Origin of the sequence: Solwaraspora sp. WMMA2056, from assembly GCF_030345095.1 — a bacterium.
Lineage (GTDB): Bacteria > Actinomycetota > Actinomycetes > Mycobacteriales > Micromonosporaceae > Micromonospora_E.
This window is the reverse complement of sequence record NZ_CP128360.1, coordinates 6,656,073-6,680,100: the sequence shown is the minus strand read 5'-3', so window position 1 is coordinate 6,680,100 and position 24,028 is coordinate 6,656,073. Positions and strand designations below refer to the sequence as shown.

Genomic DNA, 24,028 nt, shown 5'->3' with positions numbered 1-24,028 from the left:
TTCAGCTCGCGGTCGTCCAGCTCCAGCTGGTCGCCTCGTGGTTGGCGAACGGCATGACGCCGTGGAACACCGTCGGCCGCGCGGCGAAGACCAGCGGCAGGAAGTGCCGGTCGCTGGGCCACATCGGGACCTGGCCGGCGAGGACGTCGGCCAGGTCGGTCCAGACCAGCGTGCCCTCCGGGCAGGCGGTTTTCGGATGACCGGACCAGGCCGGGATCCGGAACAGGAAACCGAACCAGTTCTCCCCGTTGCGGCCGAAGCCGGGCCAGGAGATGGTGCCGGCCAGTTCGACCTGCTCACAGACGAGGCCGGACTCCTCCCGCACCTCCCGGTGGATGCCGGTGACGACGTCCTCGCCCGGCTCCAGCTTGCCGCCGAGCCCGTTGTAGTAGCCGTAGTGGATGTCGTCGGGGCGGGCGTCGCGGCGCAGCATCAGCACCTGGCGGCGGTCGGCGGACAGGACGTACCCGAGGGTCGCGATGATGGCCTGCACCCGGACACCATAGGGGTCGCCGACACCTCAGCCGCAGCGACGTCCGACCAGGGCGTCCGCGTCGGCGTGCACGTGGGCGTCGAGTCGCCGGTCCGCGTCGGCGGCGGGCTGCGGGTCGGCGTCGGCTGGAGCAGGCCGGTCCGTCCACGGTAGCTGCTCCGCCGTACGGCTGGTCGGCTGGTGGGGTGCGACCGATGCCGCCGGCAGGCCCGGTGCCGCCTGGCCCGGTGCCGGCAGGGCCGGGGTCAGGCGCAGCTGCGGGCCGGCCGGGAACCGACCCACCTGCGGCCGCAACAGCCGCTGGGCCAGTTCGGTGGCGGTGAACGGGGCGCGGGCGGCGGCCACCTCGGCGCTGACCTCGAACGGCGAGGCCGTCGGGAAGTAGTGGTCCAGGAAGTCGGCGCCCAACGCCCCGTCGGCGGAGCCGACCAGCCTGAAGGTGTCCACGTCTCGCTGGTCGAGCAGGTGGTGCAGGTGCGCGACTGCACCCCGGACGGCCGGGTCGATGACGGTGTGCCGCCACTGGCCCGGCACGGCGGTGCCGCGCAGGAACGACCAGTGGTGGTGCAGCGACCGGACCAGCGACACGTCGTCGCCACGCTGCACCTGGTGGCCACGGATCCGCTCCACCAGGTCCGGCGCGCTGGTGCAGATCTCGGCCAGGGTGGAGCGGCGCAGCGGCAGCGGCACCCCGGCCGGCACCGTGGTGGTGACCAGCCGGTCGAAGTGGTCGGCGACGATCCCCCGGACGGTGGCGTCCGGCCCGGTCGCCGTACCGGTCGGGACCCGGGGCACGCCGTTGGCTTCGAAGAACGTCGTACGGCTGACGGGGCGGCCGAGGAACACGTTGTCGGGCAGGTAGAGGAACCGTTCCGCCAGGCCGTCGATCTCGTGCAGCGCCGACTCGACGACGCACGGGTTGAACGTGGGCAGTACGGCGTGCCCGCCGAGCAGGTCACGGTGGTCCACGACGGTCAACCGGGGATCGTCCAGGTCCAGCCAGCCGGGGAGCTGGTACGCGGTGACCAGGAAGATCCGGCGGATCCAGGGGGCGTACAGGTGCACCGACCGCAGCAGGTGCCGCAGCCCGTGACTGTCGTCCCAGCCGACGGACCCGCTGGTCAGGTTGCCGGTCGCGGCCCGGCGGTGCCGGTCGGCGCGGCGGGCGCCGGGCAGCACGCCGGGCAGCCGGGACATGACCCGCTGCTGGCGGGTGCGCCAGCGGGGATCACCCGGGTCGGTCCAGCAGCAGACCAGGTCGACCGGGAAGTCCGGCCAGTCGGCGGGGCGTCGGGTGAACGGGGCGCGGGACAGGTGCCGGCCGATCTCGTCGTCCGGCGCGAACGCGGTGACCTCCGCTTCGGTCAGGCGTACCGGGGCGGAGCCGGTCGGCATGGCGGTGGTGAAGCCGTTGCCGCGCGGGGCCCGCAGCTGGTCGCCGTCGACGGCCCAGAACTCGATCTCGCAGGCTGCCTGGCCGCCGTACGCGAGCCGGCCGTCGGGGCTGGCCACCGGCTGGAAGACCTGGACCACCGGGGCCCGACGCAGCTGGCGGCCGGCCCGTGCCGGCAGTGGCCGGGGCCGGCCACCGGGGACGGACGCGGTCAACGCGCCGGTGCCGGCCAGGGCGCGCAGTGCGGCACCCCGCTCGCGCTGCGGTACGCCGACCCGACTGCGCAGCCCGTCGCTGTCCGGGATGACGAAGTAGGACACGCCGGCCCGGGCCAGCGCGTCGGTGACCAGGTGCAGGTTGCGCCGGTGGGCGTTGAGCGGGGTGACGGCGGTGTCCACGACGGCGAGGGCGGGCCGGCCGTCCAGGATGGTCCAGCGGCGCGGCTGGCCGTCGGTGTCGGTGGCCGCCGGACGCAGCCGTACGGCGAACCAGTGGCGGGCGACCTGGCCGGGGCGGGTGGCCAGCCGGAGCAGCCGGACCTGTCGGTCGAAGGAGAACGTGGACCGCCGGTGCGTCGCGGCGGTCAGGTGAGCGAAGCAGCGGCGAGCCAGCATACCCAGATAAACGACCCGCTACAGGTACTGGTATCGCCTAACGGGTGATATCCGGACATCAGCTGATGTTGAGGGCGACCGCCGTCTCGTCACGGAGCCGCCGCAACGCCGTACCGGCCCGATCGCGGGCCGCGGCGATGTCTCCGTCCCGCACCGGCTGCACCACTTCCAGGTACGCCTTGAGCTTCGGCTCCGTACCGGACGGTCGCACCACGACCCGGGCGCCGGCGCTGCGCAGGATCACCACGTCCGCGTCGGGCAGCAGGTCGGTCACCGAGGCGACCGGCTCGTCGAGCAGCGTCGCCGGCAGGTGGGCCCGCAGGTACGCCATGGCGTCGGTGATCTCGCTGAGCGCCTCGACCCGCACCGCCAGCTGATCGGTCCGGTGTACGCCGAACTCGGCGGCCAGCTCGTCGAGCCGGTCGCCCAGGTCCCGCCCGGTCGCCTTGAGTCCGGCGGCGAGCTCGGCAACGGTCAGCGCGGCGGTGATGCCGTCCTTGTCGCGGACGTGGTCGGGCGCGACGCAGTAGCCGAGCGCCTCCTCGTACCCGAAGACCAACGGCACGTCGGCGTCGTCGGCGGAGTCGAGACCGGCGCGGACGATCCACTTGAACCCGGTGAGGGTCTCGGCGTACGGCTCGCCGCGCGCCGCGCAGATCGCCCGCAGCAGCGACGACGACACGATCGTGGTGGCGTACCGGCCGTGCCGGCCCTGGCGCATCAGGTGGTCGGCGAGCAGGACCCCGAGTTCGTCGCCGCGCAGCATCCGCCACTCGGCCACGGCGTCGGCACCATCCCCACTGGCACCGGTGCCGGCAGCCGCGCCGGCACCGGACCGTACCGGCACGGCGACGGCGCACCGGTCGGCGTCCGGGTCGTTGGCGATGGCCAGGTCGGCACCGGTGGCCCGGGCCAGCGCGATGACCCGGTCCATCGCGCCCGGCTCCTCGGGGTTGGGAAACGCCACGGTCGGGAAGTCCGGGTCCGGCTCAGCCTGCTCGGCGACGACCTGCGGGGCGGCGAAGCCGGCCGTGGTGAACGCGTCGCGCAGCACCGCCGCGCCGACCCCGTGCAGCGGCGTGTACGCCACCGTCAACGCGGCCGTCGCCGCTGTCGGTTGGACCACCTGCGCGGCGGCCCGCAGGTACCCGGTGACGATCTCGTCGTCGAGGGTCTTGCCGGGGCCGCCGAGCGGCACGTCGGCGAGCCGGCCGACGGCCCGGATCGCCGCCTCGATCTGCCGGTCCGCCGGCGGCACGATCTGCGCGCCGGCTCCGGTGGCACCGCCGAGCCCCGCGCCGAGGTAGACCTTGTAGCCGTTGTCCTGCGGCGGGTTGTGGCTGGCGGTGACCATCACGCCGGCGGCGGCGTCGAGCGCCCGAACGGCGTACGCGAGCACCGGTGTCGGTAACGGACCGGGCAGCAGGTAGGCGTCCCGCCCGGCCCCGGTGGCCACCTCGGCGGTCCGGACCGCGAAGGCGCGTGACCCGTACCGGGCGTCGTAGCCGACCACCAGCGGCCCGGTCGCGTCGTGCGCGGCGAGCCAGCCCACCAGCCCGGCCGCCGCCCTCGTCACGACCTGCAGGTTCATCCCGTTGGGGCCGGCCCGCAGCGGCCCGCGCAGCCCGGCGGTGCCGAACGTGAGCGGCCCGGCGAACCGGTCGGCCAGCTCGGCGGCGCTGCCCGGCAGCGCCGCCAGCAGCGTCTGCAGCTCGGCGCGGGCGGCCGGGTCCGGCTCGTCGTCGAGCCAGGTCAGCACCCGGGTACGCAGGCCGTCGAGGTCACCGGCCGGTGCCGGCACGTCCGCTGCCATCCGTTCAGCCGGCCTCGGTGAGCTGGAAGGTCCGGACCATCTCGTCGAAGATCGGCTTGCTCTCTTCGAACCGGGCGTCCGGAGTGGTCAGGAAGAACGAGTACGCCTTGCCGCCCGCCACCACGGCCCGCCAGACGCCGTGCCGCTTGTTGTCGCCGTCGCCGCAGGTGTACTCGAACTGGGCGGCCTCCCGACCGGCCAACTCGACCTCGGTGGTCATGTCGAGCTGAGCGTACGGGCGGGCACAGGACTGGCTGTCCGGTTTCTTGAGACCGTTCTCGGCGACCTCGGCCCACCGCTGGGCCGAGGAGCCGAACGGCTCGACCACGATCCGCACCTTGCGGCCGGGGTCGTCCGGGTCGGCGAAGTCGGTGTAGAGCCCGCCGCTGGCCTTCTCCCAGCTCTCCGGTACGGCGACGGAGACCCCACGCTCGTTGACGGTCTTCGTCGGGATCGCCGGCGGCGGCTCCTCGGTGATCTGTGGAGAGGTGAGGGTCGGCTGCTGGGGCTCCTGCTGGCCGGTGTTGAACAGCGTCACGGACAGCAGCAGGATCAGCAGGGTCGCGCCGGCGGCGGCACCGATCTGCACCTTGCGGTCCCAGCCCTTGACCGTGGTGACCGCGCGGGCACTGGTCTGGCGTACCCCGGCGATCGCCTTGTCGAGCACGGCGCCGGCGGTGGCGCCGCTACCGGCGGCCCGGTCGGCGCGCGGCGACGACCAGCCCGACTGCCCGCCAGGCGGCCCTTCGCTCCAGGTGGGTGCCGGCATCGCCCCGGTCGGGCTGAGCACCGCAGGCGCGCTGCTGGCCCGGCCCGCCGGGGTGATCTGGCCGATCGGCGCGGTCCGGTCGGCGGCCGGGTCGACCGCACCGGCAGTCGGGTGGTGCGCCGTCGGGGCGGCCGAGTGCCGGGCGGTCGGGCCGTGCGGCACCGTGGGGCTGTGCGGCGCGGCCGGGCTGACCGGGCCGGCGGCCGGCGAGGTCGGGTTGGCGTTGTCCAGCCCGGCGGCGGACCACTGGGCGGCGCTGGGCATCTGCCGACCGGCCCTGCGCAGCTCGGCGAGGCGGTCGGTGAGCGACTCGTCGGGGCCGATCATGGCCCGTCCACCGATCTTGCCGGTGGGCTGCGCCTGGGCCGGTGCGGGCGCGGCCGGCGCCTGCTGACGCCAGGCCGGCGGCTGTTGCGGCTGGACGACCGCGTACGGGTCGGTGACCAGGTTGGCCGGGGCCTTGCTGGCCAGCGGGCCGGCGAGCAGTTCGCGCAGGATGCTGCGGGCGGTCGGTACGTCGAAACGCCGGGCCGGGTCCTTCTCCAGCAGGCCGAGCAGCACCTCGGTCAGCGGGCCGGAGCGCACCGGCGGTGCCGGTGGGTCCTCGACCACTGCGTGCATGGTCTCGATCGGGTCGCCCTTGTCGAACGGGGGCCGCCCTTCGACGGCGGTGTAGAGCGTGACGCCGAGGGAGAACAGGTCACTCGGTGGCCCGAAGTCCTGACCCATGGCGCGTTCGGGGGAGATGAAGTGCGGCGAGCCGAGCACCATGCCAGGGGTGGTCAGCTGCACCTCGGTCGGCATCCGGGCGACACCGAAGTCGGTGAGGACGCAGCGGCCGTCGGTGCAGATCAGCACGTTGGCGGGCTTGACGTCACGGTGCAGCACCCCGATGGCGTGGGCCACCTCCAGGGCGCCGAGCAGCGCGATGCCGATCTTGGCGACGGCGCGCTGGGCGACCGGGCCGTCCTCGATCACCATGTCGGCGAGGCTGCGGGCGTCCAGCAGCTCCATCACGATCCACGGCCGGCCACCTTCGGTGACGACGTCGTAGACCTGGACGACGGCCGGGTGCTGCAGCGCGGCGGCCGCGCGGGCCTCCCGCAGGGTGCGTTCGTACATCGCGTCGCGGTCGCTGGGGGCCAGCCCTGGGGGGAGGACGACCTCCTTGACCGCCACGTCACGTCGGAGCAGGGTGTCGGAGGCGCGCCAGACGGTGCCCATGCCACCGTGCCCGACCGCGGCACGCAACGAGTACCGGCCACCGATGGTGGTGCCGGGCGCCGCCCGTGTGCTGGTAGAGCTGACTGGTCCGCCACTCCACGTCGGAATCTGAGTCACAGGAAAAGCCGCCGAGAGAAGTTGAGGGGCTGGGGAACCAACCCCTCTATCTTGCTGGGTACCTCGACGGAACGAAAGCCACGCGCCGAGGTTGGTGAGAAGTCCACTCTGTGTCGTTGTGCGATAGCTCAATGTACACCGGATCGGACGCTCGGTGCCGAACTCCTCACTGCGCCGTTACAGGTGTCGGAGGCCCTGTGGCGGACGTCGCTGCAAGAGTCAGATATCTGTCAGTTTTCGGTCGAACCGACATCCGCAACGCTGCGTAGGTCGTTACTCGGTGTAGGAGGTGTGGGACCCATGGCTGCCCACGATGGTGACAATCGGGGCGGACCGCAGCGGTCCGAACGCCTCTACCAGGCATTCCATGACAATACGCGATGCGGTCACTACCCGAATGATGTTGCGCAGCGTTACCGTCCCCGGTCTAGGCTGTCGGAGTCCCATCCCATCCACAGTGATCGAGAATCTGACGTGACGAGTGCGTTGACGTTGCCCACCGGCAGCGAGATGGCGTCGTCCTGGCCCGATCCACTGCCAGGTGCCCACCCCCTGCCGGCCGGACTGGACCAGTTGCTCGATGTACGCGGACCGGAGCTGATCGCCACCCGGCGGCACCTGCACGCCCACCCTGAGCTGTCCGGTCACGAATTCGAGACCGCCGCTTTCATCTCCCACCAGCTCGCCACGATGGGCCTCACCCCCCGGCTGCTGCCCAAGGGCAACGGTGTCATCTGCGACATCGACGCCGGCCCCGCCGGCAGCCCGGTGACCGCGCTGCGCGCCGACATCGACGCGCTGCCGCTGACCGACGTCAAGGACGTGCCGTACCGGTCGACCGTGGCCGACGCCTGCCACGCCTGCGGCCACGACGTGCACACCACCGTCCTGCTCGGCACGGCGCTGCTGCTGGCCCAACTGGCCGAGCGCGGCGTACTGCGCCAGCGGGTCCGCCTGATCTTCCAGCCGGCGGAGGAGATCCTGCCCTGCGGCTCGCTGGAGGTCATCGCCGCCGGCGGCCTGGCCGACGTCGAGCAGATCTTCGCCCTGCACTGCGACCCCAACCTGCCGGTCGGCAAGGTCGGCCTGCGGGTCGGGCCGATCACCGCCGCGGCCGACAACATCAGCGTCCGGCTCACCGGACCCGGCGGACACACCGCCCGCCCGCACCTGACCGTCGACCTGGTCAACGCGCTCGGCCGCCTCGTCACCGAGGTGCCGGCGCTGGTCAACCGCCGGGTCCCGGCCAACTCCGGCCTGCTGCTGGTCTTCGGGCAGGCCTCCGCCGGCACCCAGTACAACGTCATCCCGAACGAGGCCAGCGCCGCCGGCACCCTGCGGGTGCTGGACCGCCCCACCTGGGACGCGGCCCCGGACATCGTCACCCAGATCATCCGCGAGGTGGTCGCGCCGACCGGGGCGACCGTCGACGTCGAGTACCTGCGCGGGCGGCCACCGGTGGTCAACGACGCCCGGGCGATCGACGTACTCACTGCGGCCACCACCGCCGCGCTCGGCCCGGCGGCCGTCGCGGACACCCCGCAGAGCATGGGTGGCGAGGACTTCTCCTGGTACCTGGAGTACGTGCCCGGCGCACTCGCCCGGCTCGGGGTCGGGCGGACCGAACCCGGCAGCGACCTGCACCGGGCGTCGTTCGACGTGGACGAGCGGGCGATCGCCGTCGGCGTCCGCCTGCTCGTGCACACCGTCCTGCAGTCGTCGGCCGCGGCCGACTGACCCGGTCACCGGGTCGTCACTCCCGAGCGGCGGGTCGTCACCCCGACGTCGGGGTCGACTCCTCCGCCGCCGGACGCGGTGCCGGCGGTGCCGCCGACGTGGTCGCGGTCGTCGCCGGGGCGGCTGACCCGGTCGTGCCCGCCGCTGCGGGCAGCGCCGGTCCGGTCTGCGCCGACCCGGCCCGGCGGCGCCGGGTCCGCAGCACCCAGAGCAACCCCAGCACCGGTACGCCGAGCGCCACCAGCCAGGGCAGCAACGCCCCGAACACGGTCACCAGGATCCGTACCGAGGCGGTGAACGCTCCCCAGCCTGCGGCCAGCCCGGCCAGGAACCCGGTCTGCGGCTCCTGCGCCGTCGGCGGCGTGCCCGGCCCCACCAGCTCGACGGTGATCCGGGACAACGTCACCAGGTCCGCCAGCCCACGCTTCCTCGCCTGCAGCGACGCCAGATCGGCCTCCCGCTTGGCGAGTTCGCCCTCCAGCATCACCAGGTCTGCGAGGGTCTCGGCCTGGGCGAGCAGGGCCCGTCCGCTGCGGACCCGGGCCTCCTGGGTGGTGATCCGGGCGTCCAGGTCGATCACCTCCTCGGTGACGTCCTGCACGCTCAACTCGCGGCTGAGCTCCTCACCGAGGCGGGACAGCCGGTCGACCACCCGGTCGAACTCGGCCGCCGGCACCCGTAGCTCCAACGTGGCGCGGCCCTGATCGTCGTACTCGGACCGCTGGTCGCGGCCGACGAAGCCGCCCACCGACGACGCGATCGTCGCCGCCTCGCTGGCCTTGCCGGCGACATCGGTCACCTCGACGGTGATCGACCCCGAGTAGATGATCGACCGCTCGCCGACCCGCAGGTCGACCGGGCTGGCGGCGTCCGGGCCGGCGTTGCCGCCGCGGTCGCCCGCACCCGCCGCTGCCTCCTCCGGTGCGCTGCCGCCACCGTCGGCGCCGTCGTCGGCCGCGCCGCCCTCCGGCCGGCCGTCCGGGCCCGGAGCCGCCGCTCCGACCACCTCCCGCTGCGGCATGTCCGCCGTACTGCCCGCCGAGTCCTCCGACGCCGAGCAACCGGCCAGCACCAGCAATCCGGCGAGCAGGGCCACGCCGACGGCGACGCCGCCCCGGTGCCCGACCCGCCGGTGAATACGCTTGTTCTTCGTTGTCAAGGGGTGTCTCCTTGGGCTCGTCACAGATGTGTCACCCGGTGTCGCTGAGACGCGCCACGACCGTCGGCGGGTTCCGGCACACTGCGAAGCGGCAGGTCACGATTCGGTTGTCGGGAGGTCACGGTGCGACTGACCACCAGCGGGACGTGAGCGGTGGCGCCGCACCGGCCGAGGTGGCCAGGCGGCTCTACACCCTGCCGCCCGGGCGGTTCGTGGCAGCCCGGACCGAGGCGGTCGCCGCAGCCCGGGGCAGCGACCCGGCCGCCGCCCGTGCGATCGGGCAGCTACGCAAGCCGACGGTCGCCGCCTGGTTGGTCAACCTGCTCGCGCTGCGTCGCCCGGACCTGATCGACGGGCTGGTGGAGCTGTCCGGGCAGCTGCGGTCGGCGCAACGGCAACTGCGCGGGCCGGCGCTGCGGGAGCTGTCGACGCGCCGACGGGCGGTGATCGAGTCACTTGTCGCGCAGGCCCGGGCGCTCGCCGCCGACGCCGACCCGGCGGCCGCCGCCGGCAAGCTGCCCCTCGCCGAGGTCGAGGCCACCCTGTCGGCGGCCCTGTCCGACGAGCAGATCGCGGCTCAGGTGCGTTCCGGGCGGTTGATCCGGGCGGTGGACTACGCCGGGTTCGGTGAGGTGCCCCGCCCCCGGCTGCGCCTGGTCGGTCCGGACGACATCGTGGCCGACGAGCCCGACGCCGACCGGGCCGACGCCGACGAGCCCGACGCCGACCGGGCGGAGCGGGACCGGGCCGCTGCCGACCGGGCCGCGCGGGAGTCGGCCGACCGGCGGCGTCGGCTCACCGCCGAGCTCGACCAGGCCACCGCCGGGCAGCGCACCGCTCAGTCCGATCTGGCCCGTGCCGCCGCCGCCGAGCACGAGGCGGCCGAGGCAGTCGCCGAGGCACACCGCCAACTGGCCGAATGGGAACGTCGCCGGGCCGATGCCGAACAGGAGCTTGCTCGGCGTAAGGTGGCCCGCAAGACTGCGGAGCGAGCGGTCAGCGCCGCCCGACGGTACGTCGGCGACGTGACCGCCGCGTTGGAGGATCTGCCGGAGCACGGTTGAGCTGTCCACTGCGGTGGCTGACAGGGTCGACATCGGTCAGTACTGTTGCCGGGACCGGCAGCTGGGACCGCCGACCTCGGCCGGCGCGGCGAAGGGCGGCGACGCGGTGAATCCCGACCAGGCCGCCGGCGCGTGTCGGCGCAGCCTGCACGAGCTGACGGCGGCGTACAGCGAATGTCCGCAGACCCTGCGCCGCTCCCGTCAGCTGGGGCTCGGCGGGTGGGCGTTCCACGTGGCCGGGCGGGCCGGGGTGCTCGGGCCGGTCTCCGCCGCGACCGTGACCGCCGCGATCGGCGTCATCGCCCCCGAGGCGGTCACCGACGGCTGGGAGGCCGCCTGCGCGGTCACCACCCCGGTCGAGGCGGCCTCGGTGAGCCTGGCCGAGTGCTGCCGGTGGGGGGCCGAGCAGCTCGGCGGCCTCGCCGTCGTGGAGCGGCTGGTCGAGTTGGCCGAGCCGGTGGTGCGGGCGGCCGACGCCACCGGGATGCCACTGTTCGCCGCCTGGCGGGCGATGCCGCTGCCGGACACCACGCCTGGGGCCCGGGCCGCCGTCGCGGTGCGGCTGCTCGGTGAGCACCGGGCCGGAGCCCACCTTATCGCCGTACGGGTGGCGGGGTTGACGCCGTTGGAGGCGGTGCTCGCCGGCCCGGAGGGCACCAGCGGGGCGGTGGCCGCCGGCTGGACCCCGCCGTGGCCGCCGACCGGGCCGCTGGTCCGTCGCCGGCTCTGGGCCGACCAGGTGACGAACCGGTTGGCCGGGCAGGCGTTCACGGTGCTCGGCCAGGGGCTCCGTCGGGAGCTGGTCGCGCTGCTCGCCGGCGCGGCGGCACACGTACGCCGACGCTGAGCCGGACGCGCCGGTGGCCGTGGCGGCTCAGCAGCCAGCGCTCAGCGGCCAGCGGTACGCGGTGAGTGACGGGTCAGGCGGTGGCGGTACGGGTGGGCCGGTCGCGCAGCGCCGCCACGTAGTCGTCCGGGGCACCGGCCTTCTCCGCCGCGTTGGCGATCTCGGACAGGTACCAGGCGGTGGGCAGCCCGCCCTCGTACCCGTCGAAGACGTACACCCAGGCGGTGATCTCGCCGTCGAGGGTGACCGCCCGCACGGTCAGCCGCCGGTAGGTGCCCGACAGCGCCCCCTCGACCTCGTCGAGCTGCGCGGCGTCCCAGGGGTGGACGTCGTAGAGTGCGACGAAGACCCGGTCGCCGGGCGACTCCACGATGGTGGTGACCGCCCCCTCCCAGCCGATCACCCCCTCGCCGGCGAAGGTGAGCCGCCAGCCTTCCAGCCAGCCGGTACCCACCATGGGCGAATGCGGACAGTAAGCACGCATTCGTGCGGGGTCGAGGTTTGAGCCGTACGCGGCGTAATGACGCACGGCGATGACGATAGCCCGGCGAGGGGGTGGGGGAGAATACGAGTGAGCGTGTCGCGTGTCGGGCGCGCCGTCGGGAGACGGTTCCGGGCGGGTGGAACGTCCCGCTAAAGTCCAACTTGGGGAGAAAGTCGTTTTGAAGCGGATAGTGATAATCGGTGGTGGCCCGGCCGGCTACGAGGCGGCCCTGGTCGCGGCCCAACTGCACGCCGAGGTCACGGTCGTCGAGGCCGACGGCGCCGGCGGGGCCTGCGTACTGTCCGACTGCGTCCCGTCCAAGACCTTCATCGCCAGCTCAGAAGTGGTGACCGGCTACCGGGACACCGAGGAGTTCGGGATCGACTCCGAAGGGCTCGACGCCGTGACCGTCGACGCCGCCGCGGTGCACGCCCGGGTCAAGCGACTCGCGCTCGCCCAGTCGGCCGACGTGCACAGCAAACTCGTGAAAGCCGGTGTGACGTTCGTCGCCGGTACCGCCCGACTTGGCGAGGACACGCTCGGTCACACTCACCGGGTGCTGGTCCGCCCGCATGACGGTGACGCAGAGTACGCAATCGAGGCGTCGACCGTACTGGTCGCCACCGGCGCGACGCCCCGGCAGTTGCCGACTGCGGTGCCCGACGGCGAACGGATCCTGACCTGGCGTCAGGTCTACGACCTGCCGGAGCTGCCCGAGCACCTGATCGTGGTCGGCTCCGGCGTGACTGGTGCCGAGTTCGCCAGCGCCTACCTGGCGATGGGGGTGCCGGTCACCCTGGTGTCGAGCCGGGACCGGGTGATGCCGCACGAGGACGCCGACGCCGCGATGGCGATCGAGCAGGTGTTCCGGGCGCGCGGCATGACGATCCTGAACAACTCGCGGGCCGAGGCGGTCACCCGGACCGGCGACGGCGGCGCGGGTGACGGCGTCGAGGTCCGGCTCGCCGACGGCCGTACGGTGACCGGCTCGCACGCCCTGATCGCCGTCGGTTCGGTGCCCAACACCGCCGATCTGGGGCTCGCCGAGTACGGCGTCTCCGTCGCGCCCAGCGGCCACGTGCCGGTCGACCGGGTGTCGCGGACCAACGTGCCGGGCATCTACGCCGCCGGCGACTGCACCGGGGTGCTGCCGCTGGCCAGCGTCGCCGCGATGCAGGGGCGGATCGCGATGTGGCACGCGCTCGGCGAGGCGGTGGTGCCGCTGCGGCTGCGTACAGTCGCGGCGAACGTCTTCACCGATCCGGAGCTGGCCACCGTCGGCGTCTCTCAGGACGAGGTCGACGACGGACGGGTGCAGGCCCGGCAGGTGATGCTGCCGCTGGCCGGCAACGCCCGGGCCAAGATGGCCGACCTGCGCGACGGGTTCGTCAAGCTGTTCTGCCGCCCGGCGAGCGGGCAGATCATCGGCGGGGTGGTGGTGGCGCCGAAGGCCAGCGAGTTGATCATGCCGATCACCGTCGCGGTCGAGAACCACATGACGGTCAGTCAGTTGGCGCACACAATCACAATTTATCCTTCGTTGTCCGGATCAATCGCTGAAGCCGCACGTCAGCTGATGTGGCATGACGAAGAGTAATTAACTGGAAACTTTTCGGGGCGGCAGGAGGCCGCCACCACCGCGTACGGTTGACGCGGCGGTGGCCGCTACCCCCGGATCTCCCCGTTCCCGGTGGTCGCGGACGGTGCCCGGGCTGCCGGCAGGTCCCGTGCCGGCAGCCCGCCCTCGTCTGAGCCCTCGTCTGAGCCCTCGCCTGGGCCCTCGACCGACGCGCGCACCCTTGGCCCAAGATCAATGTGAGCGCCTTGGTCGTCAAACTCGCCGGATGACGACCAAGGCGCTCACATCGATCTTGCCCGAGGCTGGCGGACCGGCCAGTCCGCTGCGCCGGGCGCCGCCCGGTGTTTCAGGAATTTGTCCCTGTCCACTCACCGGGAGGCCGACCTGAGCCAGAGTTCAGCCCAGGGAGGTGGACGGGAGCGCTGAAGCCGCAGAGGCCGTGCCTGGATCCAGAAGATCAAGGGTGCGTGAAACCGAATATATCCGACAAAAAATACGAATACGAGTGTCTGGGTACGCACGTGCCCAGGGCGGTGTGACAGTCTGATGGCCATGGCGTACGAACCGCGCATGGCTTCTGCGCTGTCCGGTGCCACCGTCGGGCAGCTGTCCTATTGGCGTCGAGGGCAGGACCAGATACTGGTCCCCGAGATCTCGGCCGAGCGGCCCATCCTGTATTCGTTTCGCGACATCATCGCCCTGCGCGCATTCGTCCTGCTGAGAGAGAAGCGGCCGCTGCAGACCATCCGGCGGGCACTGAACAATCTCCGCGAGATCGTTGAGGTCGATCACCTCTCCCGATACAAGCTTGTCGAGCAGGGTCGACGAAGTGTCGCGCTCGTTCAAGAGGACGGCGAAGGGGCGATCGACCTGGTCGAGAAACCTGGCCAGCAGCTGACTGTCATCAAGCTCGGCGACGTGCTCCAGTCCTTCCCGCTCGGAGACATGGAGGTCCCCAACTTGACCCGACCTCGCCAGATGATCTCCGTGAAGCCGACAGTTCGCGGCGGCCATCCGGTCATCGCTGGAACCCGCGTCGGCTATGAGCTGGTTGCAGGCCTTGTTCGGGACGGCGTACCGCCCCAGGAGGTCAAGGACTTCTATCCTGGCGTGACCGCAGCCGCAGCCCGCGATGCCGTCTCGTTCGCCGACTACGTAGAACGGACCTCCAGGCGGAAATCGGCATAATGCAAATACTTCTTGACGAAGATGTCCCTCGTCAGGTCGTCGACGTGCTCAAGCACGTCCTGCGAGGTCACGACGTCGACCATGTTCATCTGATCAAGTGGTCCGGTAAGCCCGACGACATGGTCTACCGCGACGCGCGTAAAGCAGGGTACGACGCGATCGTCACCAACGACGCCGCCCAGATGGCCGACCCTGACGAGTGCCGCGAGGTCAAAAGGTCAGGCCTCCACCGGATCTCCTACAAACAACGACACGCTGGCCTCCATGGACTCGCCGTGGCCGTCGGAAGCCTCGTGGCCGCCATGCCGGGCGTGATCGACGTCCTGAGCAACGCGGACGGGCAACGGCTCGTCCACATCACGGGCATCGATCCGACCAGGAAGCGCTACGAGATCATCGATCCACGCCGGGACCCCCCACGCTACTGGCCGCGCTGAGCTTGCCAGGGGCGCTGACCCTCCGGCACCACTGGAATCAGTCGCTGCCGGCGTCCCCGCCTGATCCGGGTCGATCATCGGCACGCGCCGATCGGAGGGGCAGGTCGTCGTAGACGTACCGCACCCGGCGCGCGTCCGACACCACGTGCAGCGACTCCACCGGTCGGCCGTTGATGTCCCGGGTCGTTCGCCAGACCTCGAGTACCCAGCCGACCGTCGCCATGTTCAGCGTTTCCCGCTCCGTGGCGGTGACCGGCCGTGCCGACAGTTCCTCCGATGCGGTGCCCAGGTGGACGCCGGCTGCAGTCAGCGCGGCGTAGACGCCGCCGACCACCTTGCCCCGGCCCGCCAGCGGGGTGCCGGCGACCAGTGCTGCAGGTAGCCAAGCCTCCTGCAGTTGGGCCACATGACCGTCGGCAAGATGATGACGTTGCCGACGTACCACCGTTGTGCCAGGCGGCAGGTCGAGGTGAGCGGCTATGTGCGCGGGCGCGGGCAGGTGCTCCACCGACACGGTTTCGACGGTGCCGGTCACGCCCTGATCGGCGCACGCTGTCTCCCACGGGCCGAGGCTTGACCGGGCGCGGTCCGGATCGGCCACTGCCGCGTACCGGGTCAGTGCGAGCCGCACCGGTGCGGCCGCCACGCGGGTCCCGGCGGCTCGCGCCGACTCGATCACCCCGGCGGCTCGGAGATCGGCCAACGCTCGTCGGACTGTCTCACGACTCACCCGGTAGGTCTCGGCGAGCTCGTGTTCGGTGGGCACTTTCGCGCCAGGCGCGAGCTCGCCCTGCTCGATCGCCGACCGCAGCGCATCGGCGATCTCCCGGTAGCCCGCCATGCCGCCAAGTCTAGGCGTGGACAGGATCACACTCGGTCCATGCTTTGCGTACGCAAAGCGCGATGGGCTCGAACAGCCCGTCATGGCCCGGTCCTGTTTCGGTTCCAGCGCGCGGATCCGCAGGGCCGGGCCGTAGATCGGCGGCGGTCCGGCGCGGAACCCCCGTGCCCGCCGGGCCGCCGCCTCCTTCGACTCGAGGAGCGCGCAGATGATCGGGAAGTGGTTCCTGCGACCCGGCACGGTCGACGTCGTTCGGCCAGTGCCGGGCCGCCGCCGGTACGCCGACCAGCCCGCCCGGCCCGGCACCGGCCGGCCGGCGACCCGTACCGACCGGGCCGAACGGCGCGGCGGCAACGCCAGCCGGCACTACCTGCGGTGGCGGTGCGGCCCGGGTGGTGCACACGCCGCACCGCCCGTCCTGGATGTGCGCGGCCTGCCCGGTGGACACGCCCTGGCCGTGCCCACCGGCCCGGATCCAGCTTGCCGAGGCGTACGCGGGCGAGCCCATCGCGCTCTCGGTCGACATCGGCGAGATGCTCCCCATGGCCGCCGAGGAGGCCGGCGTCACCGATCCTGCCGAACTGTACGAGCGCTTCGTGTCCTGGACCTGGAACGGGTCGGCGACGTGACCGCGATGGACGACGGGCCGGTCACCGGCCGGGACCTCGACGATGCCGCCTGCGCGGCCCTCGCCGCCCACGACGCCGGCCGACCCTGCCACACCGGATGCGCCGGCACCGCCGACCGCCCACAGCTGGCCTGGGCTCGCCGCCATCACGGCCTCGGTGGGCCACGGCGGCCGTCCTGGACGTGCACGGTCTGCCCGGCCGGCACACCGTGGCCATGCCCGCCCGCACGGGCCGCACTCGTCGACGCGTACGCCGGCGACCGGCTCCGGATGGTCGTCGAGTTGGCCACGATGATGCAGACCGCGCTGGCCGAGACCGGCGAGGACGGCGGCGTGCTGTACGAGCGGTTCGTCCTCTGGACGCGCATGCGTGGGCGACAGCCAGGTGGATCTCGGCCAGCCGACGGTGAGCCTCCGATGCTCGACCGTGCGACACCGCCCTCTCCGCCGTGGTGGCACGGCCGGCGGATCTGACTGCGGGGCGGCTCACCTTGGACAGCCGGGGCGGCTTCGACAGCCGTCCGAGCTGGGACGACTGGAAGAGCTGACCCGGGAGGCCGGCGGCGTCGAGGTGAGGCTGGTCCACGTCACCAGTGCGATTTGACGTGGACCAGCCTCACCTCGACGCACCGCTCAGCGCTGCGGGTCGATTCGAGTGGCGTCGACGTCGGTGATGGTGGCGTACGGATGCCGCTCCCCGCTGATCACGGCTTCGAAGCGGTGGTCGCCCAGCAGCGTGTGGCGGAAAAAGGCGGTGGCGTAGCCGACATGCACCTGGCGCTGCTCCTCCTCGGTGAGCTGGCGGACCACTCGTACGTCGGGATCGTCGACCGGGTCCCAGGTCGGCTCCCCGTCCGGGTCGCCCTGATCCGGGTCTGAACCTTCCCGGCCGCCGCCGTACGCGGGGTCGCCGTCCTCCGTGTCGCCGACGTCCGGGTCCTGCGGCCAGCCGCCCGGCGGGCGCTTGCGCTCCGGGTTGAAGCACAGCCCGGGGCCGGGACGCAGGTCGCCGTAGAACTCCTCGAAGTCGTCGTGGGCCGTGACCTGGCCGCTCGACGGCGACCACTGGGTGTTGAGGAAGTTGTGGTTGGCGCCGTCGACGTACCAGCTGTCGATCGGCTTCGAGGTGGCGCCGGTGGCCAGGTCGATGTAGTCCTCGCCCTGGAAGTTGTCGCACCAGCCCATCCAGACGGCCAGCGGAGCCGAGGTCACCCGATACATCGGTGCCCAGGGGGATCCTTCGTTGGTCGCCGTGCCGGCGCCGGCCGCAGCGAGCGAGAGGACCCCGGCGATGCGTACGCCGGCCGGCAGCTCGTCGCGGTGCACGTCGGCGGCGTGCCAGGCCACGGCGCGTCCGCCCCGGGAGTGCCCCATCGTGCCGACCCGGCTCAGGTCGATGCGGTCGGTGAAGTCGACCGTCGCGGCGGCGCCGGTCCGCGGGTCGGTGAGTCGGCCCGCCAGCTCCCCGCCGCCGGTCCGGGTCAGTTCACTCCACATTTCCAGATGTCTGTTGATCAGCAGCGACCGGGCGTTGTCCGCCCCGTTCATCGAGGCGGCGTTGACACCGTTCGCGCTGATCGAGACGACCACCATGCCGTGGCTGGCCAGCCGCTGTGCCAGGTGGTCGTAGCCGCGGTAGCTGGGCAGCGGTGACACGCCGGGTACGCACGGCCACTGCATCAGCCGTCCCATCGCGTTCTGCCACTCGGGGTCGTCGTAGATGTCCTCCCAGCCGAGGGCCGCCTCGCGCGCCGCCGCGATGTCGGCCGCCTCGCGGTCGGCGCAGGTCGTCCAGTAGCCGTGCAGGAGCACCACCAGCGGCGACGTCCCGTCGGCCGAGGTCGGGTAGTGCACGTTGCCGGTCAGTTCGATCTCGGCTTCGGGAAGGTCGGGATTCTCCCAGTCGCCGTCCCAGTCCCACGGCGGCTCCACCAGGTAGCCGGGGACCCGGAAGGCGGCGTCACCCAGGGTGTAGTCCAGGGACGCGACGGCGTACGGTCCGGCCGCTGCGGGGTCGGGACTGCCGGCAGATCTTTCGTTGGTCTGCGCGTCGGCGGGGGGCAGGGTCACGAACAGCAACGCGCCCGCCGCCACCGCCGCCGTGCCGGCAGCGATCACCGATGTCATCCGGTGCCGCCACCGTGTCCTGATTCTGTGGGTCATGTCCGGTACGACGCGGCATCGCGCCGGACCAGTGACCGCACCGACCCCGGCGGCCCGCGAGGCCCGGTGGTTCCCTAGCGGCGGTGCCACCGCTGGCCCAGCCGGTCGTGTTACCCGTACGCAACGAGTCCGGCGTACCGTGCGAGAACGTGAAGATGCAGGCTGGCGCACATCGTGATGGGATGGTGCAGGGCCCAGACACGGGGTGACCGCGGTCGCCGGAGGAAGGGCGGGGCTGGCCGATGGCCGATCTGTTCGAGGACTACCACCTCGGCCCCGGCTGGGACGAGATGTTCGGCGAGCCCGGCATGCCCCGGGACACCTACGAGGCGTTGCACGCCACCCTGCAGCCGCTGTCCAGCGCCGAGCTGGGGGTGCGCGCCGACGTGCTCGCCCGCGCCTTCCTCGATCAGGGCATCACCTTCGCGCTCAAGGGCGTCGAGCGGCCGTTCCCGCTGGACATCGTGCCCCGGATCATCGCCGCCGACCAGTGGCGGACCGTCTCGGCCGGGGTCGCCCAGCGGGTACGCGCGTTGGAGGCGTTCCTGGCCGACATCTACGGCCCGGCCCGGGTGCTCGTCGACGGCATCGTGCCCCGCCGGCTGGTGGTGACCAGTGCGCACTTCCACCGGGAGGCGGCCGGCATCGTGCCGCACAACGGGGTCCGCATCCACGTCGCCGGGGTCGATCTGATCCGCGACGAGCAGGGCACCTTCCGGGTCCTGGAGGACAACGTACGGGTGCCCTCCGGGGTCAGTTACGTGATGGAGAACCGGCGGGCGATGGCCCACGTACTGCCGGAGGTCTTCGCCTCGACCCGGATCCAGCCGGTGGAGTCCTACCCGGCGCAACTGCTGCGGGCGTTGCGGGCCGCCGCGCCGGTCGGGGTCGCCGACCCGACGGTCGTCGTGCTCACCCCCGGGGTGCACAACTCGGCCTACTTCGAGCACGCGCTGCTGGCCCGAGAGATGGGGGTCGAGCTGGTCGAAGGACGGGACCTGGTCTGCGTCGGCAACGAGGTCGCGATGCGCACCACCGGCGGTGAGCACCGGGTCGACGTGATCTACCGGCGCATCGACGACGACTTCCTCGACCCGGTGCATTTCCGGGCAGACTCGGTGCTCGGCGTCGCCGGGCTGCTCAACGCCGCCCGCGCCGGCCGGGTCACCATCGCCAACGCGGTCGGCAACGGCGTCGCCGACGACAAGCTGCTCTACACGTACGTGCCGGAGCTGATCCGCTACTACCTCGGCGAGGAGCCGATCCTGCCCAACGTCGAGACGTACCGCCTCGACGACGGCCCGGACGTGCTCGCCCACGTCCTCGACCGGCTCGACCAGCTGGTGCTCAAACCGGTCGACGGCTCCGGCGGCTCCGGCATCGTGATCGGTTCGCAGGCCAGCGACGAGGAGCTGGCCCGGGTACGGGAGCAGATCGTGTTCGACCCGCGCGGCTGGATCGCCCAGCGGGAGGTGGCCCTGTCGATGGTGCCGACCCTGATCGGCAACCGGCTGCGGGCCCGGCACGTCGACCTGCGGCCGTTCGCGGTCAACGACGGCGAACGGGTCTGGGTGCTGCCCGGCGGCCTGACCCGGGTGGCGTTGCCGGAAGGTGCGCTGGTGGTCAACTCCAGCCAGGGCGGCGGCTCCAAGGACACCTGGATCCTGGCGTCGCCGACCGCGACCCCGCATCCGGACGACGCGCCGGTGCTGGCCGACCTGACCCTCGGCGGGGTCGATCCGGTCCCGGCGGCGCCGACCCCGGATCCGGGGCCGGGCGCCGCTGCGACCTCCGCCCAGCAACAGCAACAGCAACAACAGGAGCAGCGGGTACGCGAGGAGGAGGGTCGATGCTGAGCCGGATCGCCGAGTCGCTCTACTGGATCGGCCGGTACGTCGAACGGGCCGAGGACACCGCCCGGATCCTCGACGTGCACCTGCACCGGATCATCTCCGACCCGTGGGTGGCCGAGGAGACCGCGTGCCGGTCGCTGCTCGGGGTGATGGGGGTCGACGTCGACGACCAGCCGTGCTCCTCCTCGCGGGTGGTCGGCCTACTCGGGCTCGACGAGCGCAACGCCAGTTCGGTGGTGGGCTCGCTGGCCGCCGCGCGGGAGAACGCCCGGGGTGCCCGGGAGACCATCTCGTCGGAGATGTGGGAGTGCCTCAACGCCACCTGGCACGGGCTGCCGGACGCCCGCCGCCGGGTCGAGCAGCAGGGGGTGCACGCCTTCTTCCGCTGGGTACGGGAGCGGTGCGCCCTGATGGCCGGGCTCACCGACGCGACGATGAGCCGCGACGAGGGCTGGCTGTTCCTGGTGCTCGGGCGCAGCATCGAACGGGTCGACATGACCGCCCGGCTGCTGTCCACGCACGTACGGGCCGGCGGCAGCATTCCGTCCTGGTTGACGCTGCTGCGTTCGTGCGGCGCATGGGAGACGTTCCTGCGCACCTACCGGGGTTCGCTCGACGACCGGTACGCCGCCGAGTTCCTGCTGCTGGACCGGCTGTTCCCCCGGTCGGTGTTCGCCGCGTTGACCGCCGCCGGGTCCTGTCTGGCGGAGCTGGAGCCGGCTGCGGGGTCGGGGTCGGGACCGGGGGTGGCCGGTCGGGCCGGGGTGATGACCGACGCGCAGCGGATCCTCGGGCGGGCCCGCACCAACCTGGAGTTCCGGGGTGCCGACGAGCTGCTCGCCGACCTGGGTACGGTGCTGGACAGCCTGGAACGGACCTGTTCGCACCTCAACGACGCGGTGTCCCGGCGCTACTTCCGGCAGACCTCGGCGGTGCTCTGGCTCCCGGAGGCGGTGGCGTGACGGGCGTCGGCAGCGGCGGCCCACCGGGCGAGGGAGTGGTGGCGTGAGCGTGGATTCGTGGCGGCTCAAGGTGGAGCACCGGACCGGCTTCAGCTACGCCGGCAAGGTCGGGTCGTCGTACAACGAGGCCCGGATGTCGCCGCGTAACGAGGCCCGTCAGGCGGTGCTGGAGGCGCGGGTCGAGGTGTTCCCGCCGGCGCGGACCTACCGGTACGAGGACTACTGGGGGACGGTGGTCACCGCCTTCGACGTACACAGTCCACACGAGACGCTGGAGGTGACGGCGACCTCGGTCGTGGAGACCCTGCCCCCGGGTGACCTGCTCGACGAGCGGGCCGGCGCCGACTGGGACGAGCTGGCCCGCCCGGACCGCGTCGACCAGTGGCACGAGTTCCTGCTGCCGACGCCGCGCACCGCGCTCGACGACGAACTGACCGGGCTGGCCGAGTCGGTGCGCGCCGACCAGACCACCCCGCACGCGGTGGCGCTGGCGATCTGCGAGCGGGTGCGCTCCGAGGTCGAGTACGCCACCGGTTCGACCGGGGTGCAGACCGACGCCGTGCACGCCTGGCGGCAACGCAAAGGTGTCTGCCAGGACATCAGCCACCTGGTGGTCGGCCTGCTGCGGGTGGTGGGCGTGCCGGCCCGGTACGTCTCCGGCTACCTGCACCCCAGCCGGGACGCGGCGATCGGGGACCGGGTGGTCGGGCAGAGCCACGCCTGGGTGGAGTGGTGGGCCGGCCGGTGGACGGCGTTCGACCCGACCAACGGGATCCCGGTCGGCGAGCGGCACGTCGTGGTCGGCCGGGGCCGGGAGTACGGCGACGTGCCGCCGCTGAAGGGGGTCTACGCCGGGCCGGCGAACACCGGCCAGGGCGTCGAGGTGGCGATCACCCGGCTGCGCTGAGCCGTACCCCGGCCAGGCAGCTCCGGTGGGTCACCAGCTGCCGGCCACCGGCATCCCCTCGGTGTAGCCGGCGGTGCTCTGCACCCCGACGACGGCCCGCTCGTGGAACTGCTCCAGGGTGGCGGCACCGACGTAGGTGCAGGCGCTGCGGACCCCGGCGACGATCTCGTCGATCAGGTCCTCGACGCCGGGACGGTCCGGGTCGAGCAGCATCCGCGCCGACGAGATGCCCTCTTCGAAGACCGCCTTGCGGGCCCGCTCGAACGGGCTGTCGTCGGCGGTGCGGGCGCTGACCGCCCGGGCCGAGGCCATCCCGAAGCTCTCCTTGTACCGCCGGCCGTCGGCGTCGGTGTACAGGTCGCCGGGGGATTCGTAGGTGCCGGCGAACCAGGAGCCGATCATCACGTTGGCCGCGCCGGCGGCCAGAGCGAGGGCCACGTCGCGGGGGTGGCGTACCCCACCGTCGGCCCAGACGTGCCGGCCGCGTCGGCGGGCCGCCGCCGCGCATTCCAGTACGGCGGAGAACTGCGGCCGGCCGACCCCGGTCATCATCCGGGTGGTGCACATGGCACCCGGCCCGACGCCGACCTTGACGATGTCGGCGCCGGCGTCGATCAGGTCGTCGACCCCGGCGGCGGTGACGACGTTGCCGGCGACCACCGGCACCGGCGGGTCGAGCTTGCGGACGGTACGCACGGCGGCCAGCATCCGTTCCTGGTGGCCGTGCGCGGTGTCGACCACGATGGTGTCCACCCCGGCGTCGATCAGCGCGGCCGCCTTGCCGGCGACGTCACCGTTGATCCCGACGGCGGCGGCGACCCGGAGCCGGCCGCCGGCGTCGACCGCCGGCCGGTAGAGCGTGGCCCGTAGCGCTCCGGCCCTGGTCAGCACGCCGACCAGGCGCCCGTCTGCGTCGACCACCGGGGCGACCCGGCGGCGGCCCTGCGCCAGCAGGTCGAACCCGGTACGCGGATCGACCGACCCGGCGACGGTCAGCAGGTTGGTCGACATCACCTCGTGCAGTTGGGCGAACCGGTCGACTCCGGCGCAGTCGGTCTCGGTGACGATGCCGACCGGCCGTCCGTCGTCGACCACGATCACCGCCCGGTGGGCCCGTTTCGGCAGCAGGTGGATGGCGTCGCCGACGGTGTCGGCCGGGCCCAGGGTCAGCGCGGTGTCGTAGACCAGGTGGCGCTGCTTGACCCAGGCGATCACCTCGGCGATCACCTCGATCGGGATGTCCTGGGGGATCACCGCGAGGCCGCCCCGGCGGGCCACGGTCTCGGCCATCCGCCGGCCGGCGACCGCCGTCATGTTGGCGGCGACGAGCGGAACGGTGGTGCCGGTGCCGTCTGCGGTGGCCAGGTCGACGTCGAGCCGGGAGGCGACGTCGGACCGGTTCGGGGCCAGGAAGACGTCGTTGTAGGTCAGGTCGTGCGCGGGTGCCGCGCCGGAGATGAACCGCACCCGGCCATCATGCCCGCCCGGGCGGCCCGGCGCGGTAGTTCCGGAGCCGATCGGCGAGCCCGCAGATCCAGGTCAAGCCCTGACGATCAAGAGTCGGAGGTGTTTCCTCAGAATTACCTACAGTGATTCAACAGGCGATCCTCAGCATTCCCTCAAGTTCCTACATCGTCCTCCGTAGATGATTCCCTACGGTCGACCGCTGCGCGGCCGAATGTCTCGAGGTGGGAAGAGGTAGTCGTTGATGTCTGCGAGTCGTGCTGTTCACCGTCGGCGTCGCTTGAGGACAGCG

20 protein-coding genes are annotated in these 24,028 nt (G+C 72.4%); 11 read left to right on the top strand and 9 right to left on the bottom strand.

Annotated elements, in window-relative coordinates:
- Position 1: 1 nt before the first annotated feature.
- From O7608_RS30290 to O7608_RS30275, 4 genes are read right to left on the bottom strand one after another with little or no spacing between them, the layout of a single operon-like run.
- Positions 2-493, bottom strand: coding sequence for an NUDIX hydrolase (locus O7608_RS30290; protein WP_289207795.1), 492 nt, complete (start codon positions 491-493; stop codon positions 2-4).
- 27 nt (positions 494-520) lie between these two features.
- On the bottom strand, positions 521-2,500 hold the full coding sequence (locus O7608_RS30285) for a stealth family protein (RefSeq protein WP_289207794.1): 1,980 nt from the start codon (positions 2,498-2,500) through the stop codon (positions 521-523).
- Positions 2,501-2,558: 58 nt separating this feature from the next.
- Positions 2,559-4,313 carry a phospho-sugar mutase gene (locus tag O7608_RS30280; protein ID WP_289207793.1) on the bottom strand — a complete coding sequence of 585 codons (1,755 nt, stop codon included), beginning with the start codon at positions 4,311-4,313 and terminating at the stop codon, positions 2,559-2,561.
- Between the two features lie 4 nt (positions 4,314-4,317).
- Positions 4,318-6,423: a protein kinase domain-containing protein gene (locus O7608_RS30275; RefSeq protein ID WP_289207792.1), complete on the bottom strand. Its 2,106-nt coding sequence runs from the start codon at positions 6,421-6,423 to the stop codon at positions 4,318-4,320.
- 474 nt (positions 6,424-6,897) lie between these two features.
- Between O7608_RS30275 and O7608_RS30270 the strand changes: the two genes are divergently transcribed.
- The gene (locus O7608_RS30270; protein WP_289207791.1) at positions 6,898-8,160 is read left to right on the top strand and encodes an amidohydrolase; all 1,263 of its coding nucleotides are present in this window, start codon (positions 6,898-6,900) and stop codon (positions 8,158-8,160) included.
- 37 nt (positions 8,161-8,197) lie between these two features.
- Here O7608_RS30270 and O7608_RS30265 read toward each other — a convergent pair whose 3' ends face one another.
- Entirely contained in the window at positions 8,198-9,319 is a 1,122-nt protein-coding gene (locus tag O7608_RS30265; protein WP_289207790.1) for a DUF4349 domain-containing protein, read from the bottom strand.
- 146 nt (positions 9,320-9,465) lie between these two features.
- Between O7608_RS30265 and O7608_RS30260 the strand changes: the two genes are divergently transcribed.
- Together O7608_RS30260 and O7608_RS30255 are read left to right on the top strand one after the other, a co-directional pair.
- Entirely contained in the window at positions 9,466-10,383 is a 918-nt protein-coding gene (locus O7608_RS30260; RefSeq protein WP_289207789.1) for a hypothetical protein, read from the top strand.
- Between the two features lie 106 nt (positions 10,384-10,489).
- The gene (locus O7608_RS30255; protein WP_289211100.1) at positions 10,490-11,230 is read left to right on the top strand and encodes an SCO6745 family protein; all 741 of its coding nucleotides are present in this window, start codon (positions 10,490-10,492) and stop codon (positions 11,228-11,230) included.
- 73 nt (positions 11,231-11,303) lie between these two features.
- Here the strand turns inward: O7608_RS30255 and O7608_RS30250 are convergent, their stop codons facing one another.
- Entirely contained in the window at positions 11,304-11,759 is a 456-nt protein-coding gene (locus tag O7608_RS30250; RefSeq protein WP_282225613.1) for a gamma-glutamylcyclotransferase, read from the bottom strand.
- Between the two features lie 133 nt (positions 11,760-11,892).
- Here O7608_RS30250 and O7608_RS30245 point away from each other — a divergent pair, with 133 nt between their 5' ends.
- From O7608_RS30245 to O7608_RS30235, 3 genes are all read left to right on the top strand, one after another.
- Positions 11,893-13,311 (top strand): NAD(P)H-quinone dehydrogenase, encoded by a 1,419-nt coding sequence (locus tag O7608_RS30245; RefSeq protein ID WP_289207788.1) that lies wholly within the window; start codon positions 11,893-11,895, stop codon positions 13,309-13,311.
- Positions 13,312-13,845: 534 nt separating this feature from the next.
- A complete protein-coding gene (locus O7608_RS30240) occupies positions 13,846-14,481 on the top strand; it encodes a DUF433 domain-containing protein (protein ID WP_289207787.1) in 636 nt (211 codons plus the stop codon).
- Complete coding sequence (locus tag O7608_RS30235; RefSeq protein ID WP_289207786.1) at positions 14,481-14,918, top strand: DUF5615 family PIN-like protein; 438 nt, start codon at positions 14,481-14,483, stop codon at positions 14,916-14,918. The genes O7608_RS30240 and O7608_RS30235 overlap by 1 nt, the downstream gene beginning before the upstream one ends.
- Before the next feature lie 37 nt (positions 14,919-14,955).
- Here O7608_RS30235 and O7608_RS30230 read toward each other — a convergent pair whose 3' ends face one another.
- On the bottom strand, positions 14,956-15,789 hold the full coding sequence (locus O7608_RS30230; RefSeq protein ID WP_289207785.1) for a GntR family transcriptional regulator: 834 nt from the start codon (positions 15,787-15,789) through the stop codon (positions 14,956-14,958).
- Between the two features lie 362 nt (positions 15,790-16,151).
- Between O7608_RS30230 and O7608_RS30225 the strand changes: the two genes are divergently transcribed.
- Together O7608_RS30225 and O7608_RS30220 are read left to right on the top strand one after the other, a co-directional pair.
- Positions 16,152-16,388 (top strand): hypothetical protein, encoded by a 237-nt coding sequence (locus O7608_RS30225; protein WP_289207784.1) that lies wholly within the window; start codon positions 16,152-16,154, stop codon positions 16,386-16,388.
- The gene (locus O7608_RS30220; RefSeq protein ID WP_289207783.1) at positions 16,385-16,861 is read left to right on the top strand and encodes a hypothetical protein; all 477 of its coding nucleotides are present in this window, start codon (positions 16,385-16,387) and stop codon (positions 16,859-16,861) included. The genes O7608_RS30225 and O7608_RS30220 overlap by 4 nt, the downstream gene beginning before the upstream one ends.
- A gap of 159 nt (positions 16,862-17,020) precedes the next feature.
- Here the strand turns inward: O7608_RS30220 and O7608_RS30215 are convergent, their stop codons facing one another.
- Entirely contained in the window at positions 17,021-18,514 is a 1,494-nt protein-coding gene (locus O7608_RS30215) for an alpha/beta hydrolase (protein ID WP_289207782.1), read from the bottom strand.
- Between the two features lie 278 nt (positions 18,515-18,792).
- Here O7608_RS30215 and O7608_RS30210 point away from each other — a divergent pair, with 278 nt between their 5' ends.
- Genes O7608_RS30210 through O7608_RS30200 form a run of 3 tightly spaced genes read left to right on the top strand, consistent with a single transcriptional unit; the run spans position 18,793 to position 22,272 of the window.
- Positions 18,793-20,406, top strand: coding sequence for a circularly permuted type 2 ATP-grasp protein (locus tag O7608_RS30210; protein WP_289207781.1), 1,614 nt, complete (start codon positions 18,793-18,795; stop codon positions 20,404-20,406).
- A complete protein-coding gene (locus O7608_RS30205; protein ID WP_289207780.1) occupies positions 20,400-21,365 on the top strand; it encodes an alpha-E domain-containing protein in 966 nt (321 codons plus the stop codon). Before O7608_RS30210 ends, O7608_RS30205 begins: the two co-directional genes overlap by 7 nt.
- Before the next feature lie 43 nt (positions 21,366-21,408).
- The gene (locus O7608_RS30200) at positions 21,409-22,272 is read left to right on the top strand and encodes a transglutaminase family protein (RefSeq protein WP_289207779.1); all 864 of its coding nucleotides are present in this window, start codon (positions 21,409-21,411) and stop codon (positions 22,270-22,272) included.
- A 30-nt stretch (positions 22,273-22,302) separates the two neighbouring features.
- Here the strand turns inward: O7608_RS30200 and O7608_RS30195 are convergent, their stop codons facing one another.
- A complete protein-coding gene (locus O7608_RS30195) occupies positions 22,303-23,739 on the bottom strand; it encodes a GuaB1 family IMP dehydrogenase-related protein (protein WP_289207778.1) in 1,437 nt (478 codons plus the stop codon).
- Positions 23,740-24,028: the final 289 nt, after the last annotated feature.